15 protein-coding genes are annotated in these 15,905 nt (G+C 69.9%); 1 reads left to right on the forward strand and 14 read right to left on the reverse strand.

Translation table 11 applies throughout. The annotated features are described in order from the left end of the window. Window positions 1-81: 81 nt before the first annotated feature. From BLS95_RS59070 to BLS95_RS21405, 5 genes are all read right to left on the reverse strand, one after another. The gene (locus BLS95_RS59070; RefSeq protein ID WP_281250020.1) at window positions 82-204 is read right to left on the reverse strand and encodes a hypothetical protein; all 123 of its coding nucleotides are present in this window, start codon (window positions 202-204) and stop codon (window positions 82-84) included. Window positions 205-789: 585 nt separating this feature from the next. Further along, window positions 790-1,959, reverse strand: a complete 1,170-nt coding sequence (locus tag BLS95_RS21390; RefSeq protein WP_090933896.1) for a zinc-dependent alcohol dehydrogenase — start codon at window positions 1,957-1,959, stop codon at window positions 790-792. Next, window positions 1,956-2,849, reverse strand: coding sequence for an SRPBCC family protein (locus tag BLS95_RS21395; RefSeq protein ID WP_090933898.1), 894 nt, complete (start codon window positions 2,847-2,849; stop codon window positions 1,956-1,958). The genes BLS95_RS21390 and BLS95_RS21395 overlap by 4 nt, the downstream gene beginning before the upstream one ends. A gap of 335 nt (window positions 2,850-3,184) precedes the next feature. Then, complete coding sequence (locus BLS95_RS21400; RefSeq protein WP_090933900.1) at window positions 3,185-3,760, reverse strand: type 1 glutamine amidotransferase domain-containing protein; 576 nt, start codon at window positions 3,758-3,760, stop codon at window positions 3,185-3,187. 1 nt (window position 3,761) lies between these two features. Continuing rightward, window positions 3,762-4,922 carry a glutathione-independent formaldehyde dehydrogenase gene (locus tag BLS95_RS21405; RefSeq protein WP_090934089.1) on the reverse strand — a complete coding sequence of 387 codons (1,161 nt, stop codon included), beginning with the start codon at window positions 4,920-4,922 and terminating at the stop codon, window positions 3,762-3,764. A 416-nt stretch (window positions 4,923-5,338) separates the two neighbouring features. Here BLS95_RS21405 and BLS95_RS21410 point away from each other — a divergent pair, with 416 nt between their 5' ends. Further along, window positions 5,339-6,448 (forward strand): DUF2267 domain-containing protein, encoded by a 1,110-nt coding sequence (locus tag BLS95_RS21410; RefSeq protein WP_090933901.1) that lies wholly within the window; start codon window positions 5,339-5,341, stop codon window positions 6,446-6,448. Between the two features lie 235 nt (window positions 6,449-6,683). Here BLS95_RS21410 and BLS95_RS21415 read toward each other — a convergent pair whose 3' ends face one another. From BLS95_RS21415 to BLS95_RS21455, 9 genes are read right to left on the reverse strand one after another with little or no spacing between them, the layout of a single operon-like run. After that, window positions 6,684-7,070, reverse strand: coding sequence for an ester cyclase (locus tag BLS95_RS21415; RefSeq protein WP_245765200.1), 387 nt, complete (start codon window positions 7,068-7,070; stop codon window positions 6,684-6,686). Next, complete coding sequence (locus tag BLS95_RS21420; RefSeq protein ID WP_218135900.1) at window positions 6,968-8,716, reverse strand: FAD-dependent oxidoreductase; 1,749 nt, start codon at window positions 8,714-8,716, stop codon at window positions 6,968-6,970. The genes BLS95_RS21415 and BLS95_RS21420 overlap by 103 nt, the downstream gene beginning before the upstream one ends. Then, complete coding sequence (gene trxA, locus BLS95_RS21425) at window positions 8,713-9,144, reverse strand: thioredoxin (RefSeq protein ID WP_090933905.1); 432 nt, start codon at window positions 9,142-9,144, stop codon at window positions 8,713-8,715. Before trxA ends, BLS95_RS21420 begins: the two co-directional genes overlap by 4 nt. A gap of 1 nt (window position 9,145) precedes the next feature. Beyond that, window positions 9,146-11,749, reverse strand: a complete 2,604-nt coding sequence (gene clpB / locus BLS95_RS21430; protein ID WP_218135914.1) for an ATP-dependent chaperone ClpB — start codon at window positions 11,747-11,749, stop codon at window positions 9,146-9,148. A gap of 24 nt (window positions 11,750-11,773) precedes the next feature. Continuing rightward, on the reverse strand, window positions 11,774-12,064 hold the full coding sequence (locus BLS95_RS21435) for a chaperone modulator CbpM (RefSeq protein WP_090933909.1): 291 nt from the start codon (window positions 12,062-12,064) through the stop codon (window positions 11,774-11,776). Beyond that, window positions 12,061-12,999 carry a DnaJ C-terminal domain-containing protein gene (locus BLS95_RS21440; protein ID WP_090933911.1) on the reverse strand — a complete coding sequence of 313 codons (939 nt, stop codon included), beginning with the start codon at window positions 12,997-12,999 and terminating at the stop codon, window positions 12,061-12,063. The genes BLS95_RS21435 and BLS95_RS21440 overlap by 4 nt, the downstream gene beginning before the upstream one ends. Next, window positions 12,999-13,502, reverse strand: coding sequence for a nucleotide exchange factor GrpE (locus BLS95_RS21445; RefSeq protein WP_090933913.1), 504 nt, complete (start codon window positions 13,500-13,502; stop codon window positions 12,999-13,001). Before BLS95_RS21445 ends, BLS95_RS21440 begins: the two co-directional genes overlap by 1 nt. A gap of 1 nt (window position 13,503) precedes the next feature. Next, entirely contained in the window at window positions 13,504-15,396 is a 1,893-nt protein-coding gene (dnaK, locus tag BLS95_RS21450; RefSeq protein WP_090933915.1) for a molecular chaperone DnaK, read from the reverse strand. A gap of 19 nt (window positions 15,397-15,415) precedes the next feature. Continuing rightward, window positions 15,416-15,889: a YflT domain-containing protein gene (locus BLS95_RS21455; protein WP_218135901.1), complete on the reverse strand. Its 474-nt coding sequence runs from the start codon at window positions 15,887-15,889 to the stop codon at window positions 15,416-15,418. Between the last annotated feature and the right edge of the window lie 16 nt (window positions 15,890-15,905).

Raw genomic sequence — 15,905 nt, forward strand, 5'->3', positions numbered from 1 at the left:
CGCGTTGTTCGTGGCAACGGGCCGCTTTCGCGTTCAGAGAGTCTGCCGCATGCGGACGCTTGTGGTTCGTCGGTAATCGTCTCACTTCCGGACGACTAACCAGAACCAACAGGCGACAATCACCAGAGCCAGGCTGCCCAACACGGCGACGAGAACGGGCTGCTGGTCTTGCAGGAGCAGCGCGAGACCCACGATGGTGCCCATGACGACTCCAGCGACTACGCTGCCCCTGCTTAAGGGCTGTTGGGCCCATGGCGGGGTTTCGGTCTGCTCTTGCGTGTCCGTCTGATGGTCGACGTGCTCGGCTGGCTGTTTTGGGAGCGGTTCCCACAGCGTGCCGCAGTCGGGGCAGCGCCACGGGTCGGCGTGATCGGTGTCGGGGCGGGTGCACTGGTGAGCACTCAAGGTGTGGTTCCTTCCGGTGCCGACTCTGGCCATGCGGCGATGATCTCAATGGCGATCATTCTGCCGTGCTCGTCCGAGTCAAGGTTCACCATGGCGTCCACTTGCCTGCAGACGCCGCATTGCCTGCCACCCCGAGCAGCACCTGCCAACCTGTTGTGCTGCTTTGCCAGTGCTTTTGCCGTCGGCCAAGTTCCGATGGTCCGGCGGGCGTGGCCTGTCGGGTTGCGGACGTTCTCGACTTCTCGCAGTCCCGAGCGCCCCAGGCCACTTTCCCCTCATCAAACGGCACAAGAATCCAGAAGTCCCACTTCACTCAAGCCGTGGCACACCAGCGGTCCACCGTGGAAATTGAGTGGAACCGGCTCTGGGCCGCGAAGGCAGGCGCTACGGAGTGAGGACCACCTTGTTGCATTCGTCCTGCTTGTGCTTGAACAGCTCGAACCCGCGCGGCGCCTCGCTGAGCGGCATCCGGTGCGAGATGACGAAGCTCGGGTCGATCTCGCCCGCGCGGATCCGGTTCAGCAGCGGCTCGGTGTAGCGTTGCACGTGGCACTGGCCGGTGCGGATGGTCAGCGACCGGTTCATGACGGTGCCCATCGGGAACTTGTCCACGAACCCGCCGTAGACCCCGATGACCGACACCACGCCGCCGTTGCGGCAGGCCATGATGGCCTCGCGCAGCACGTACGGGCGCTCGGTCTCCATCCGGGCGGCCTGCTTGGTGCGGTCGTAGGCGTACATGGCCGGGGTCGGGTGGTGCGCCTCCATGCCGACGGCGTCGATGCAGGCGTCCGGGCCGCGCCCGCCGGTCATGTCGCGCAGCGCCTCCAGCACGTTCACCTCCTCGTAGTTGAGGACCTCGGCGCCGGTCCGCTGGACCCGCCGCAGCCGGTACGGGAAGCGGTCGATGACGATGACCCGGTCGGCGCCGAGCAGGAACGCGCTGGCCGCGGCGAACTGCCCGACCGGCCCCGCGCCCCAGATGGCGATCGTCTGGCCCGGCTTGATGTCGCACATCTCCGCGCCCATGAAACCGGTGGGGAAGATGTCGGACAGGAACAGCACGCTCTCGTCCGGCAGGTCGTCCTCGATCTTGATGGGGCCGACGTCGGCGAACGGGACGCGCACGTACTCGGCCTGCCCACCGGGGAAGCCGCCCAGCATGTGGGAGTAGCCGAAGATGCCGGCGGGCGCGTGGCCCATCAGCTTCTCGGCGATCCCGGCGTTGGGGTTGGAGTTCTCGCACACCGAGTACAGCTCGGCCTCGCAGGCGAAGCAGGCGCCGCAGGCGATCGGGAAGGGCACCACGACACGGTCGCCGACGTGCAGGTTGCGTACGCCGGGGCCGACCTCGACGACCTCGCCCATGAACTCGTGGCCGAGCACGTCGCCCTTCTTGACGGTCGGGATGTAGCCGTCCACGAGGTGCAGGTCGGAGCCGCAGATCGCGGTGGAGGTGACGCGGACGATCGCGTCGCGGGCGTTGAGGATCTGCGGGTCGGGAACGTCTTGGATCTCCAGGCGGTTGCGGCCCGTCCACACGTTGGCCTTCATGCCCGTCCTCCGATCGGTTGTGCGGGACGCTGGCGGAGCTGGCGCAGGGCGCGGTGGCCCTCGGGGCTGCCCTCCGAGCGGACCACCTCGCCGGTCTCCATGACCTGCTTGAAGCGGCGCAGGTCGTCGCGGACCTGCTGCTCGGGGTGCTCGCCGAACATCCGGGCGACGGCGGCGGCGAGCTTGCGGCCGGGCGCGCCGTACTCCATCGAGACGTCCACGACAGTGCCGCGCCCGCCGGGGCCAGTGGTGAAGCCGACCAGGCCGGCGTTGGAGACGCCGGTGCCGGGCACCGACCGCCAGGCGATCAATTCGCCGGCCCGCTCGTCGATGATCTCGGCTTCCCACTCCAGGTCGATGATCGGGCCCTTGGCCTTCCAGCGGGAGCGGCGCTCATCGAGGGTGCGCACGGAGTCCAGGTGCACCATGAACGTGGGCAGGTTCTCCAGCTCGCGCCAGAAGCGGTAGACCTCCTCGCGCGGCTTGTTGACGGTGATGGAGGCGCGCACCTGCAGCGGGCCCTTGGCGTTGGCGGTCCCGCGCCGGGCGCAGGCGGTGTCCAGGGCGGCGATCCCGGCGACCGCGCCGAGCGCGGCCAGCGCGCGGGCGCGGCGGGCGCCGGTGCGGTTGGCGGCGGCCCTGCCCAGGACGCCGAGGTCCATCGTGTCGCCGACGACCCTGGTCCACGCCCACGAGGCGGGGTTCTTGGCGCCGAGCAGCAGCGCGGCGTGCAGGAGCTCGCGCCCGCCGACGAGCCTGGCGAAGGCCGTGGCTCCAGGCGCGTCGTCGACGCCGCACAGGCGGGTCACGACCCGTGGTGCCGTCAGTTGCGCCGCGCCCAGCGCGAGGCTGGCCCATCCGAGCGCACGGGCGAATCTGTCGGTCATCATGTGTCCTAACGCAGGTTGTGGTGGTATGTGCGTACGCCGCAGGCGGCCTCCGATCTGCTGACCCCCCCGCGTCACCCGTCCCTTGCCCCCGACAAAACGGATGACACCAGCGGATCCAGGCACGAAAAGTGCACGTCGCCTCAATGGCCGTCCACGACGGGCTTCACATCCCGCACCCGACCTGCTGACCGGGCGTGTGGCGCATCCTCAAGCGCCTGGACATGGGCCGGCTCCCAGCCTGGCAGCGCGCACGCGGGCAGCCGCCCCCACCAGGTCTCATTCCGGGAGCAGTGCCGGCGCGGACGACGATGGGAGCACGTTCGTGGTCGGCGAGGTCACGCCCGACGTGTAGCGGCGCTGGCCTGCGGGCCTTTGGCGAACTCCTGCACGATGCGCTCGCAGAAGACCGGCAGGTCGTCGGGCGACCGGCTCGTGGTGATGTTGCCGTCGGTGACGACCGGCTCGTCGACCACGTCGGCCCCGGCGTTGCGCAGGTCGGTACGCACGCTCGGCCATGAGGTCAGCCGGCGGCCCCGCGCGACGTCGGCCTCGACGAAGTTCCACGGGCCGTGGCAGATCGAAGCGACCGGCTTGCCCGACTGGACGAAGTCCCGGACGAACCGCACCGCAGCGGGTTCCATTCGCAACTTGTCCGGGTTCACCGTCCCACCCGGCAGGAGCAGCGCCTCGTAGTCGTCGACCGACACCTCGCCGACCAGCCGGTCCACCGTGAAGGTGCCGGCGTCTTCGAGGTCGTGGTCGCGCGCCTGGATTTCGCCGCTGGTGATGGAGACCACGACGGTGCGGGCGCCGGCGTCGTCCAGCGCTTGCCGCGGCCGCTCCAGCTCGACTCGCTCCACCCCGTCGGCCGCGAGGATGGCGATCCGACGTCCGTTCAGCTCTCCAGCCATGTCAGGCACCCGCCCCCGCCATCGCCGGGTGCAGGACGACCTTCGTCCAGCCCTCGTCTCGCTTGTCGAAGTGCTCGTAGGCCTCCGGTGCGCGGTCGAGGGGCAGCTCGTGGCTGACGATGAAGGACGGTTCGGCCTTGCCTGCGGCGATCAGGTCGCGCAGCTGCCGGTTGTACTTCTTGACCGGGGCCTGGCCGCTGCCGATGTGCTGGCCCTTGAACCAGAACATGCCGTAGTCGAAGGCGAGTTTGCCCTGCTTGGCCAGCTCGTCGCCGGCTCCGGGGTCCTGCGGAACGAAGACGCCGACATTGCCGATCTTCCCGGTGAAGCGTACCGAGGCGACCAGCCGGTTCATCGTCAGGTTGGGCTGCTCCTGGCCGTCGGGATCGTGCGCCTGATAGCCCACGCACTCGCAGCCGTTGTCCGCGCCCAGCCCCATCGTCTCGTCCAGAACGACCTGTACCGGGTCGGCCTTCGAGTCGTCGATGGCGATCGCGCCGATCGATTCGGCCAGTCGCAGCCGGTCGGGGTGCCGGTCGACGACCATCACCTTGCTCGCTCCTCGGATGGTCGCCGAGAGGGCAGCCATCAGCCCGACCGGGCCCGCGCCGTAGATGACCGTTTGGTCGCCGGGCTGCACGCCGGCCATCTCGGTGGCGTGGTAGCCGGTCGGGAAGATGTCGGCGAGCATCACGTAGTCGGTCTGGCGCTGCTCGGCGTCCTCGCCCAGCCGCAGGCAGTTGAAGTCGCCCCAGGGTACGCGCAACAGCTCGGCCTGCCCGCCGCCGTACGGACCCATGTCGGCGAAGCCGTAGGCGGCGCCGGCCATATTCGGCTCAGGCTGGGCGGTCAGGCAGTAGTTCGTCAGCTGACGTTCGCAGTTCTTGCAGTGCCCGCACGAGATGTTGAACGGCAGGACGACCCAGTCGCCCACCTGGACCTTGTCGACCCCGATGCCGACCTCGACCACCTGACCCATGTTCTCGTGACCGAACCAGCGGCCGGACTCGAAGTCGGTCCGCCCCTCATACATGTGCAGGTCCGAGCCGCAGATGTTCGCGGACGTGATCCGCACCAGGACGTCGGTCGGCCGCTCGATCCGCGCGTCCGGCACATCCTTGACACTGACCTGCCGTGGCCCCTCGTACACCACTGCCTTCATGACCATCTCCCCGTCGCGGATGCCTCCCTCCCCACGGGCGGCCCTCCACGCCGATACCCCCGCAAAACCCCCTGAACCACAGCCGGACGCCTTTCAGTGTCCGAACGATCACTAACCGTCACACAACAGAGGGCTCGGAACGGTGATCTGATCGCGAGGGCCGGGGGACGGCGCCCGGGCCTTGACCTTCCTGGCCTGGCTGGAGGACGGCGACCCGAATGGCGGGTTCGGCCCTGCCGTGGTGCCTCGCCCGTGACCGCGGCATCGGTCGACCGCTGTTCTACAGGCCGGCGGTCTCGCCCTGTCCGCCCACACTCCTCCGGCATACCCTGGCCCCCACCCGGCGCCGCTGCATGTGTCGCGCCACAAGGGTAGTCATTGTCGGGATGGCGTCCGGTTACCGGCGAGGAGCGCCCATGGCCATCAGTGAGCAGCATCGGCCGGAGATCGTCGTCGGACTCGTGGCGACCCCGCCGGACTATCCGGCGCAGGTGGTCGCGCGGCTCGCCGCCGAGCTGGCCGACCGGCTCGCCGAGCAGGTGAACCCGCACGTGCGGTGGACCGTCCGGGCAGGCTGGGGTGAAGTCGCTCCGCGCCGCGACGGCGGCGTCGAGGCGCTGCTCGACGATCTCGCCCGCCGGCGCGCCGAGGCCCGGTGGGACGTCGCGATCTGCCTGACCGACCTGCCGCTGCACACCGAGCGGGTGCCGCTGGTGGCGCATACGTCCGCCCGGCGCCGAGTCGCGGCGGTGTCCTTGCCCGCGCTGGGGCTGCGCCAGCTGCGAGCGCTCCGCGCCGCCGTTCCGGGTCTCGTGGGCCGGCTGCTCACTGACACTTCCGAGGAGCGGGTGCCGCCGGCCGGCCGGGCACCGGCCGAGCTGGCCGGCCGGCTCGCCGCCATTCACCGGGTGGTCGGCGAGGCCGATACCGGGGAACTGGGCTACGTCGCCTCGCGGCTGGCCGGCCGGGTGCGGCTGCTGACCGGAATGATCCGGGCCAACCGCCCGGGGCGCGCCCTGCTGGGCCTGTCCAAACTCCTGGCCGGCGCATTCGCCACGGCCGCGTTCGCGCTCACCACCAACACCATCTGGGAAATGGGCGATGCGCTCGACGGACTCCGCCTCACCGTGATCATGCTTCTCGGGCTGACCGCGCTGGTGACCTGGCTGATCATCGCGCACGACCTGTGGGAGAAACCGGACCGGGAGACACCGGCTGAGCTGGCCCGGCTGTTCAACCTGGGCACGATCCTCACCCTCACCCTGGCCGCCGCGGTGTCCTATCTGGTGCTGTTCGCCGGAACGACAGTCGCCGCGGCGCTGCTGATCGACACATCCGTGCTGGAACATAACCTGCAGCGGCCGGTCGATCTCACCGACTACCTGAACCTGGCCTGGATCATCAGCTCGCTGGCCACCGTCGGCGGCACGATCGGCTCCGGGCTGGAGGACGAGGACACGGTGCGGGCCGCCGCTTACGGCTACCATCCCGAACCCGGTGGCTGGCGGGACGAGCAGGACACGTAGCTTCCGCCCCGGGGTCGTCCGCACTGCCGGACGGGCACCGTAGGCCGGCGCCGCCGGCGAGATCGAAGACACGGATTGTGCGTGCCCACGCCTTGCTCGCCGTGTACCGGTTGATGAGGGGGTTGTTCGGCCTGCTGACGGTGCGAGCTGGGTGGATGAGATTTCGGCAGGCGCGGTGACCGGCGGATGCCGGCGGAGCCGCCCGACGGCCACGCCGAACGGCGACATTGAATCCTCAGTCGCCGGGTGCCGGGCGTCCCTCGCCCGCGGGTGATGAGCGATCGTCGAAGACGAGTTCGCCACCTAGCTGACTGTACAGCTCCAGCTGATCGTAGTAGATCCGATGAGTGATGATCTTGTCGTTACCGACGGAGCAGGTGCTGGTGCCGCGAACGGCGACGGGTCGGCCGGTTCCATCCAGTACGCCCCCGCCGGGCAGCATCAAAGGCCCGTTGTGCGTGCCGGTGAGCATCCATTCGGTCACCGCGGGATCGGCGCAGTGCACCGTGTGCCAGACCGTCATGCGCAGGTCCGGAAACCCTTTGAAGAGGTCCTCGTAGAACGAGGCTCGAACCTGGAAACCGCGATCACAGGTATCGGGATCACCATCCTCCCTGTCAATTCCCGGTCTTGGCGAACCTTTCGTGCACAAGGCGTACCGCCATGGCGCCCTCCCCGACTGCGGACGCGACCCGTTTGATCGACCCGCTGCGGACGTCCCCCACGGCGAACACGCCCGGCCGCCCGGTCTCCAGGGGGAAGGGCCTGCCCGTGCGACGAGTCGTTACCCGTGGTGACGAAGCCCCGGTCGTCCAGCGCGACGGCGCCCGCCAGCCAGCCGGTGTGCGGATCCGCGCCGATGAACACGAACATCGCGTTGGTCTCGATCTCGATGGACTGCCTCGTTTGATTGTTCTGGGCGCGGACAGCCCGCAGCGAGCCGTCCCCGAGCAGTTCGCGTACCTCGGTGTGGAACATGATCTCGATACCGGGTGTCCGGCCGATCGCGTCGATGAGGTAGCGGGACATGCTCTCGCTGAGATCGCCGCCGCGTACGAGCATGCGCACCGACGAGGCGTTCCTGGCCAGGTACAACGCCGCCTGGCCCGCGGAGTTGCCGCCGCCGACGAGCACCACCGGCGCCTGCCGGCACATGCGCAGCTCGAACGGCGTCGCCGCGTAGTAGACGCCGCAACCTTCGTACTTCTCCAGGTCGGGAACGTTGAGTTTGCGGTAGCGAGCGCCGGTGGCGATGAGCACGGCGTGGCCCTGCACAGCGGCCCCACCCTCGACGAGCACGCTGTAGTGGCCGTTGTCGGACTCCAGCCCGCTCGCCTCGGCCGGTACGGTCAGCCGGGCGCCGAATTTGGCCGCCTGGATGACGGCGCGTTCGGCGAGCTCGGTGCCCGAGATGCCCGACGGGAAGCCAAGATAGTTTTCGATGCGGGAGGAGGTGCTCGCCTGGCCGCCCGCGGCGACCGCGTCAAGCACCACCGTGGTCAGGCCCTCCGAGGCCCCGTACACGCTCGCGGCCAGGCCCGCGGGGCCCGCGCCCACGACGATCAGGTCGCACACAGCGTCGCCGCGCCGCGGTACGGGCAGGCCGACGGTCTTGGCCAGCGTGGCGACGGACGGGTTGCGCAGCACCTGGTCTCCGTGCCAGATCACGACCGGCGTCTCCTGCGGGGAGATACCGAGCTGGCGCAGCAGCGCCTCCGCTTCCTTGTCCTTTTCCAGGTCGATCCACCGGTGCGGGAGCCTGTTCCGGGCGGCGAACTCGCGCAGCCGGCGGGCATCGGGCGAGTAGCGGGAGCCGATGATACGGAACCCGGCGTCCATGCCGATCAGCAGGGTACGGCGGGTCAGGTAGGCCCGCAGGACGAGGTCCCCGAACTCCGGGTCACCGGCCACCAGCGTGCGCACCTGGTCGGCCCGGACGGCCAGGATCTCGCCGGCCTCCCGCACGACCGCGGTCAGGAACCCGACCTGGCGGGTGAGCAGGCCCAGCTCGCCGAGGAAACGCCCGGGGCCGTGAACGGCGATCGTCCGCTCCTCCGCGCTGCCGTATCCCTCGACCGTGGCGACCTTGCCGCGAAGGATCACGATGAACTCACCGGCAGGCTCGCCCTCCCGGTAGAGGACCTCGCCGGGCGACACGGACCTGCGCTCGCCGCACCGCGACAAGTCCGCGATGCGCCGCTCGTCCAGCCGGGGATAGGCCCCGTACAGGTCCGGTGTCTCGGTCAGGGTGACCGGCGACTGGGTCATGACGGCGTCCTCAGCGTGTCCTCGACCCATTCGCGCAGCTGGGGCGCCGGGGCCGCGCCGGCGCGTTGAGCCACGACGCGGCCCTCGTTGAGCATCATGAGCGTCGGGACGGCCGTGATCGTGAAGCGCTGCGAGAGGGCCGGGGCCCGGTCCACATCGACCTTGACGAGCTTCACCCGTCCGGCCATCTCGTGGGCGAGTTGTTCGAGCGCGGGCGTGACCGCCCGGCACGGCGCGCACCACTGCGCCCAGAAGTCGACGAGTACGGGGAGGCGCGCCCGTTCCGCGACCTCGGCGAAGGTGTCGTCGCCGGCGTCGGCGATCCACGGCAGCGGCTGGTGACAGTTCCCGCAGCGGGGCCGGCCCTCGGCCGCGGCCGGAACCCTGTTCTGCCTCCCGCAGTTCACGCAGGTCACGACGGTGTTCATGTCAGCTCCTCGGCGGGTGGAAGGTGACGTTGAGTTCCCCCTTGTCGGCGCCGACCGTGACGGTCGAGCCGTCGGGGACGTCGCCGGCCAGCAGGGCGCGGCCGATCCTGGTCTCGACCTCGCGGGCGATGAAGCGGCGGAGCGGCCTGGCGCCGTAGACGGGGTCGTACCCCTGGTTGGCGATGAGCTTGCGCGCGTCCTCGGTGACCTCCAGCGTGAGCCGCCGCTCGGCCAGGCGCTGCCTGATGTCGTTGAACATCAGCTCGACGATCCGCTCGATCTCCGGCTCGGTCAGCGGCTTGAACAGCACGACGTCGTCGATCCTGTTGAGGAACTCGGGGCGGAAGTGCCGGCGCAGTTCCGCCATCACCCCGTCGTGGGCCTCGGGCTTGATCTCGCCGTCGGGGGTGATCCCGTCGAGCAGGTGGTGGGAGCCGATGTTCGAGGTCATGATGATCACGGTGTTGCGGAAGTTGACCGTGCGGCCCTGCGCGTCGGTCAGTCGGCCGTCGTCGAGGACCTGCAGCAGCGTGTTGAAGACGTCCGCGTGGGCCTTCTCGATCTCGTCGAACAGCACCACCGAGTACGGCTTGCGCCGCACCGCCTCCGTGAGCTGCCCGCCCTCCTCGTAGCCGACGTAGCCGGGAGGGGCGCCGACGAGGCGGCTGACCGTGTGCCGTTCCTGGTACTCGCTCATGTCGATGCGCACCATGTTGTCCTCGGTGTCGAACAGGGCCGCCGCGAGTGACCTGGCCAGCTCGGTCTTGCCGACCCCGGTCGGCCCGAGGAAGAGGAACGACCCGATGGGGCGACGGGGATCCTTGATGCCGGAGCGGGCGCGGATGATGGCGTCGGCCACCAGTCGCACCGCCTCGTCCTGGCCGACGACCCGCTCGTGCAGGATCTGATCGAGTTTGAGCAGCTTGTCCCGCTCGGCCTCCTGCAGCCGGGACACGGGAATGCCGGTCCAGCGGGAGACGATGTCCGCGATCTCGTTCTCGGTCACCACCTCGCGCAGCAGCCGCTGCCCGTGCTGCCGGCTGCTCAGCCGCTCCTCCTCGGCGCGCAGCCGGCGCTCCAGCTCGGGGAGCCTGCCGTGGCGAAGCTCGGCGGCCCGGTTGAGGTCGTAGTCGCGTTCGGCCTGCTCGGCCTCGCGCCGTACGTGCTCGATCTCCTGCCGCAGGCTCTGGACCTTGCGCAGGGCCGAGCGCTCGGCCTCCCACTGCGCCCGCATCGCGTCGGCCTCGGAACGCAGGGCGGAGAGCTCCGTGCGCAACTCGGCGAGCCTGGCCCGGCTGGCCGGGTCCTCCTCCTTCTCCAGGGCGGCCTCCTCGATCTCCAGCCGCCGCACCCGCCTGGTCAGGGCGTCCAGCTCGGCCGGCATGGAGTCGATCTCGGTCCTGATCATCGCGCACGCCTCGTCGACCAGGTCGATCGCCTTGTCGGGCAGGAACCGGTCGGAGATGTAGCGGTGGCTCAGCGTCACCGCGGCGACGAGGGCGCTGTCCTGGATCTTCACGCCGTGGAAGACCTCCAGCCGCTCGCGCAGGCCGCGCAGGATCGAGATGGTGTCCTCGACCGAGGGCTCGTCGATCAGCACCGGCTGGAACCGTCGCTCCAGGGCGGCGTCCTTCTCGATGTGCTTGCGGTACTCCTCGACCGTGGTCGCGCCGATCATGTGCAGCTCGCCGCGGGCGAGCATCGGCTTGAGCATGTTGCCCGCGTCCATGGCTCCCTCGGTCGCCCCGGCTCCCACCACCGTGTGCATCTCGTCCACGAACAGCAGGATTCGGCCCTCCGCCGCCTTCACCTCGTTCAGCACGGCCTTGAGGCGTTCCTCGAACTCCCCGCGGTACTTGGCGCCCGCTACGAGCGCGCCCATGTCCAGGTTGAAGACGGTCTTGTCGTGCAGCCCCTCGGGGACGTCGCCGTTGGCGATGCGCTGGGCGAGCCCCTCGACGACGGCCGTCTTGCCGACGCCGGGGTCGCCGATCAGCACCGGGTTGTTCTTGGTCTTGCGGGAGAGGATCTGGATCACCCGCCGGATCTCCGCGTCGCGGCCGATCACCGGGTCGAGCTTGTCCGCCCGAGCGTCGGCCACCAGGTCGCGCCCGTACTTCTCCAGCGCCTCGTACGCGACCTCGGGCATGGCCGAGGTGACGCGCTGGTGACCGCGTACGGAGGTGAGCGCCTGAAGGAACCGGTCCCTGGTCAGCCCCTGCTCGTGCAGCAGCCGACCGGCCACGGTCGTGGGTCCTTCCTCGATCAGGGCCAGCAGCAGGTGCTCGACAGAGATGTACTCGTCCTTCAGCCGCCGTGCCTCCCGGTCGGCGGCGTCGATCAGCCGCGACAGGCGCTGGGTGACGAACACCTGGCCCGGCGCGGCGCCCGGCCCGCTGACCTTGGGCCGCCGCGACAACTCGGCCTCCAGGTCGGCGTGCAGGCGCCGCGGATCGGCTCCGGCCTGCTCCACCAGCCTGGGTGCCAGACCTTCCGGCTGGTCGAGCAGGGCCATCAGGAGATGCTCGCCGTCGACCTCGGTGTGGCCGAAGCGCAGGGCCTTGGTCTGGGCGTCGTGCAGGGCTTCCTGCGACTTCTGCGTCATCCTGTTCGGGTCCACTCCAGCCTCCTAGGGTCGTGAGAGGCCGCGCAGGGCGGCCTCCAGCTCCTCGATCCGGTCGAGGAGGTCGATCACCACGCCGATCGCGGCGTAGTTGATGGACAGTCCCTCGTGCAGCCGCTGGATCCGGGCCGCGGTTGCCACCTGGGAGGGGGCGAAGCACAACTCCCCCCTGGCGTTCCTGGTCGGCTCCAGCAGGCCGAGCGTCACCAGCCGGCACACGGCCTGCGGGTGCAGGCCCGTGGCCCGCGCGTAGGAGTCCAGGTCGAGTCGGATCGGGCGGACGATCGCGTACGTCATGAACGCCCCCTCGGGTCGAAGTGAGAGACGGTGGCGAGCTGCTCGAACAGGCGCCGCTCCTCGTCCGTGAGCCTGGCCGGCACCATGATCCGGACCTCCGCGAAGAAGTCGCCGGGCGCTCCGCGCGGGTTTGGCATACCGCGGCCCTTCAACCGCAGGCGGCGGCCCGAGGACGTGCCCGGCGGCACCTTCACCTTCGCCTCGCCGCCCGGGGTGTCCAGCGCGACCGTGGCGCCCAGCGCCGCCTCCCACGGAGCGAGAGGCAGCGAGGCGTGGATGTCGCGGCCCTCCACGCGGTAGCGGGGATGGGGGGCGATTCGCATGATCAGCAGGAGGTCGCCGGCCGGCGCTCCGTCGCTTCCATGCCCGCCCTGGCCGGCCAGCCTGATCCGCTGACCGTTGGTGACCCCGGGTGGGATGTTGACCTCCAGCCGCCTCCCGCCGGGTAGCGTGATGGCGCGCCGCCCGCCGTGGTAGGCCTCCTCAACGGAAAGCGTCAGCTCCGCCTCCTGGTCGGCACCGGGCACGGGGCCCCACTGCCGTCTGCCCCGGCCGCCGAACATGCCGCCGAGCAGGTCCTCCAGGTCGACTCCCTCGCCGAAGCCGAAGTCCCCGGGCCGGGCCTGGCGCCACTGGCCGCCCGCGCCGGCCCGCGCGCCGGCGCCCGCACGGGCGCGGGCCCACTCGGCGGGGTCCACATCGGGCGGCACCTGGCGGAAATCGTGTCCGAACGCGTCGTAGCGGCGGCGCGTCTCGGGATCGGAGAGCACGGAGTACGCCTCCGAGATCTCCTTGAACTTGTCCTCGGCGCCGGGATCCTTGTTGACATCAGGGTGATAGGCGCGCACGAGCTTGCGGTAGGCCCGCTGGATCTCGTCGGGGTCGGCGTTCCTGCCCACGCCGAGCACCTCGTAGTAGTCGCGCCGTGGGGCCATCACTCCACCTTCTTCGCGACGGCCACGATCGCCGGCCTGAGCTGCCGCTCGGCATCGCCGTAGCCGGGACGGAGCACCTCCACCACAGTGCCCGGGTCGGCATCGGCCCGCTCGACGGTGGCCACCGCCTCGTGGCGGGCGGGATCGAAGGGTACGTCCACCTCGTCATGGCGGGGGTAGCCGAGCTTGGCCAGGAGGGCGACAGCCTGGTCACGCACGGCCCGTATCCCGTCGAGTACCGCGTCCGCGCCGCCGTCGCCTGCGTGGCTCAGCGCGAGCTCCAGGTTGTCCAGGATGGGCAGCCACTCGGCCGCCACCCTCGCCCGTTCGTCCGTCCTGATCCGCTCGGCGTCGCGGGAGATGCGCTTGCGCAGGTTGTCCAGGTCGGCGACGGCACGCAGCCAGCGGTCCTCCAGCTCCGCGAGCTTCGCGTCGGTCTCCGAGGGCGAGATGGCTTCCTCACCCCGCGCGCCGGCCTGGGCCTGGGGTGTGTGCTCGTTCATGTCACTCGGGCTCCGACGTCGTGAACTCGGCGTCGATCACGTCCTCCTCACCGCCAGGGACACCTTCCGTCCTGCCCTGCGGCGGCACGCTGGGCCCGCCGCCCACGGCGGCTCCGAGGCTGTGATAGACCTGCTGCAGCTCGCCGCTGAGTGTGCGCAGCCGGTCGATCGGCGCCTCCTCCTTGATCGCCTGCCGGGCCTCCTCCACGAGCTGCCCGGCCCTCGCCTTCTCGTGCACGGGAACCGCGTCGCCCAGCTCCTCCAGCCGGCGCTCCACCTGGTACGCGACCGAGTCCAGCTCGTTGCGCGCGTCGATGGTCTCGCGGAGTCTGGCGTCCTCCTCGCGGTGCCGTTCGGCGTCGGTGACCATCCGCTCGATCTCCGACTTGTCCAGGTTGGAGCTCTCGCTGATGGTGATCCGCTGCTCGGTGCCGGTGTCCTTGTCCCGGGCCGAGACGTTGAGTATGCCGTTGGCGTCGATGTCGAAGGTGACCTCGATCTGCGGCACCCCCCGCGGCGCGGGCCGGATGTTCTCCAGCCGGAAGCGCCCGAGCACCCGGTTGTCGGCGGCGCGCTCCCGCTCGCCCTGAAGGACGACGATGTCCACGGCGCTCTGGTTGTCCTCGGCCGTGCTGAAGACCTCGGTACGGCGCGCGGGGATGGTCGTGTTGCGCTCGATCACCTTGGTCATGAGCCCGCCGAGGGTCTCGACGCCCAGCGAGAGCGGCGTGACGTCGAGCAGCACGACGTCCTGCACCTCGCCCTTGATGATCCCCGCCTGGACAGCCGCGCCGATCGCGACGACCTCGTCCGGGTTCACCGTCATGTTGGGCTCCTTGCCCTCGGTGAGCCGGCGCACGAGGTTCTGTACGGCGGGCATCCGGGTCGCCCCGCCGACGAGGATCACTTCGTCGATGTCCGCGGGCCGGAGCTTGGCGTCCTCCAGCGCCTGCTTGACGGGGGCGATGCAACGCTCGACCAGGTCGGCGGTGATTTTCTCGAACGTGGAGCGCATGAGCGTGGTGTTGAGGTGCTTCGGCCCGGTGGCGTCCGCCGTGATGAACGGCAGGCTGATCGTGGTCTGGGTGACCTCCGAGAGCTCCACCTTGGCCTTCTCGGCCGCCTCGAAGAGCCGCTGCAGGGCCTGCGGGTCGTTGCGCAGGTCGATGCCCTGGTCCCGCTGGAACTCGTCGGCCAGGTGGTCGACGATCCTGCGGTCGAAGTCGTCGCCGCCGAGGTGGCCATCGCCGGAGGTGGCGCGGACCTCGACCACGCCTTCGCCGATGTCCAGGATGCTGACGTCGAACGTGCCGCCGCCCAGGTCGAAGACCAGTACGGTCTCGTTCGTCTTCTTGTCCAGCCCGTACGCGAGCGCCGCCGCCGTCGGCTCGTTGATGATCCGCAGGACCTCGAGCCCCGCGATCCGCCCCGCGTCCTTGGTCGCCTGGCGCTGGGCGTCATTGAAGTACGCCGGAACGGTGATGACCGCCTCGGTCACCTTCTCACCGAGGTATTTCGCCGCATCGGCGGCCAGCTTCCGCAGGACGAGGCCGGAGACCTCCTCCGGCGCGTACTGCTTGCCGCCGACCTGGAAGCGTACGGCTCCCTGGGGTCCCTCGACCACGTCGAAGGAGACCGCGTGGATCTCGCTCTTGACCTCGTCGAAGCGGCGGCCGATGAATCGTTTCGAGGAATAGATCGTTCCCTTCGGGTTCAGTATGGCCTGGCGGCGGGCCATCTGGCCTACCAGCCGTTCGCCCTGATCGGTGAAGGCCACCACGGACGGCGTCGTCCGCGAGCCCTCCGCGTTGGGCAACACCGTGGGATGGCCGTCCACCGTGGCGGCGATCACCGAGTTCGTGGTGCCGAGATCGATGCCGACTGCTTTCGCCATTACTCGCTCCCTCGTACTGCTATCCACTCATCGCCCGGAGCAGCTCATGGGCCCTGGCCGCGTGGGCCGAATCGACGAGAACCTCGTACTTGTCGGCCACGAGGGTGCTCTCGGAGACGAAGTCCCGCCGGCCGCCCTGGAGGGCGTGCGAGACCAGCCCGAAGATCGCTCCCGCCACCGCGCCCCACACCAGCCCCCAGAGCACCAAAGGCAACACTGCCGCGGCCATGATCGAGAAAATCGCCAGGAACAGACCGATGAGCAGCCCGAACCAGGCTCCGGCGGCCGCGCCCCATCCGGCCGCGCGCAGAAGGGTCATCCGCGCGAGAACCCGCTCCACCGAGCGCAGCCCGGCACCGACGATCAACGTCCCCTGCACGGGGAATCCATGGTCGGCCAGGTAGTCGACGACTTTCTGCGCCTCCTCGTAGTTGCGGTAGCTCCCGATCGGTTCCCGGTTGGTGGTGATGGGGCCTGACGACGCGATGGGCACGGCTCCTCCTCTCCCC

This window comes from Nonomuraea jiangxiensis, from assembly GCF_900099965.1.
GTDB classification, from domain to species: Bacteria; Actinomycetota; Actinomycetes; order Streptosporangiales; family Streptosporangiaceae; genus Nonomuraea; species Nonomuraea jiangxiensis.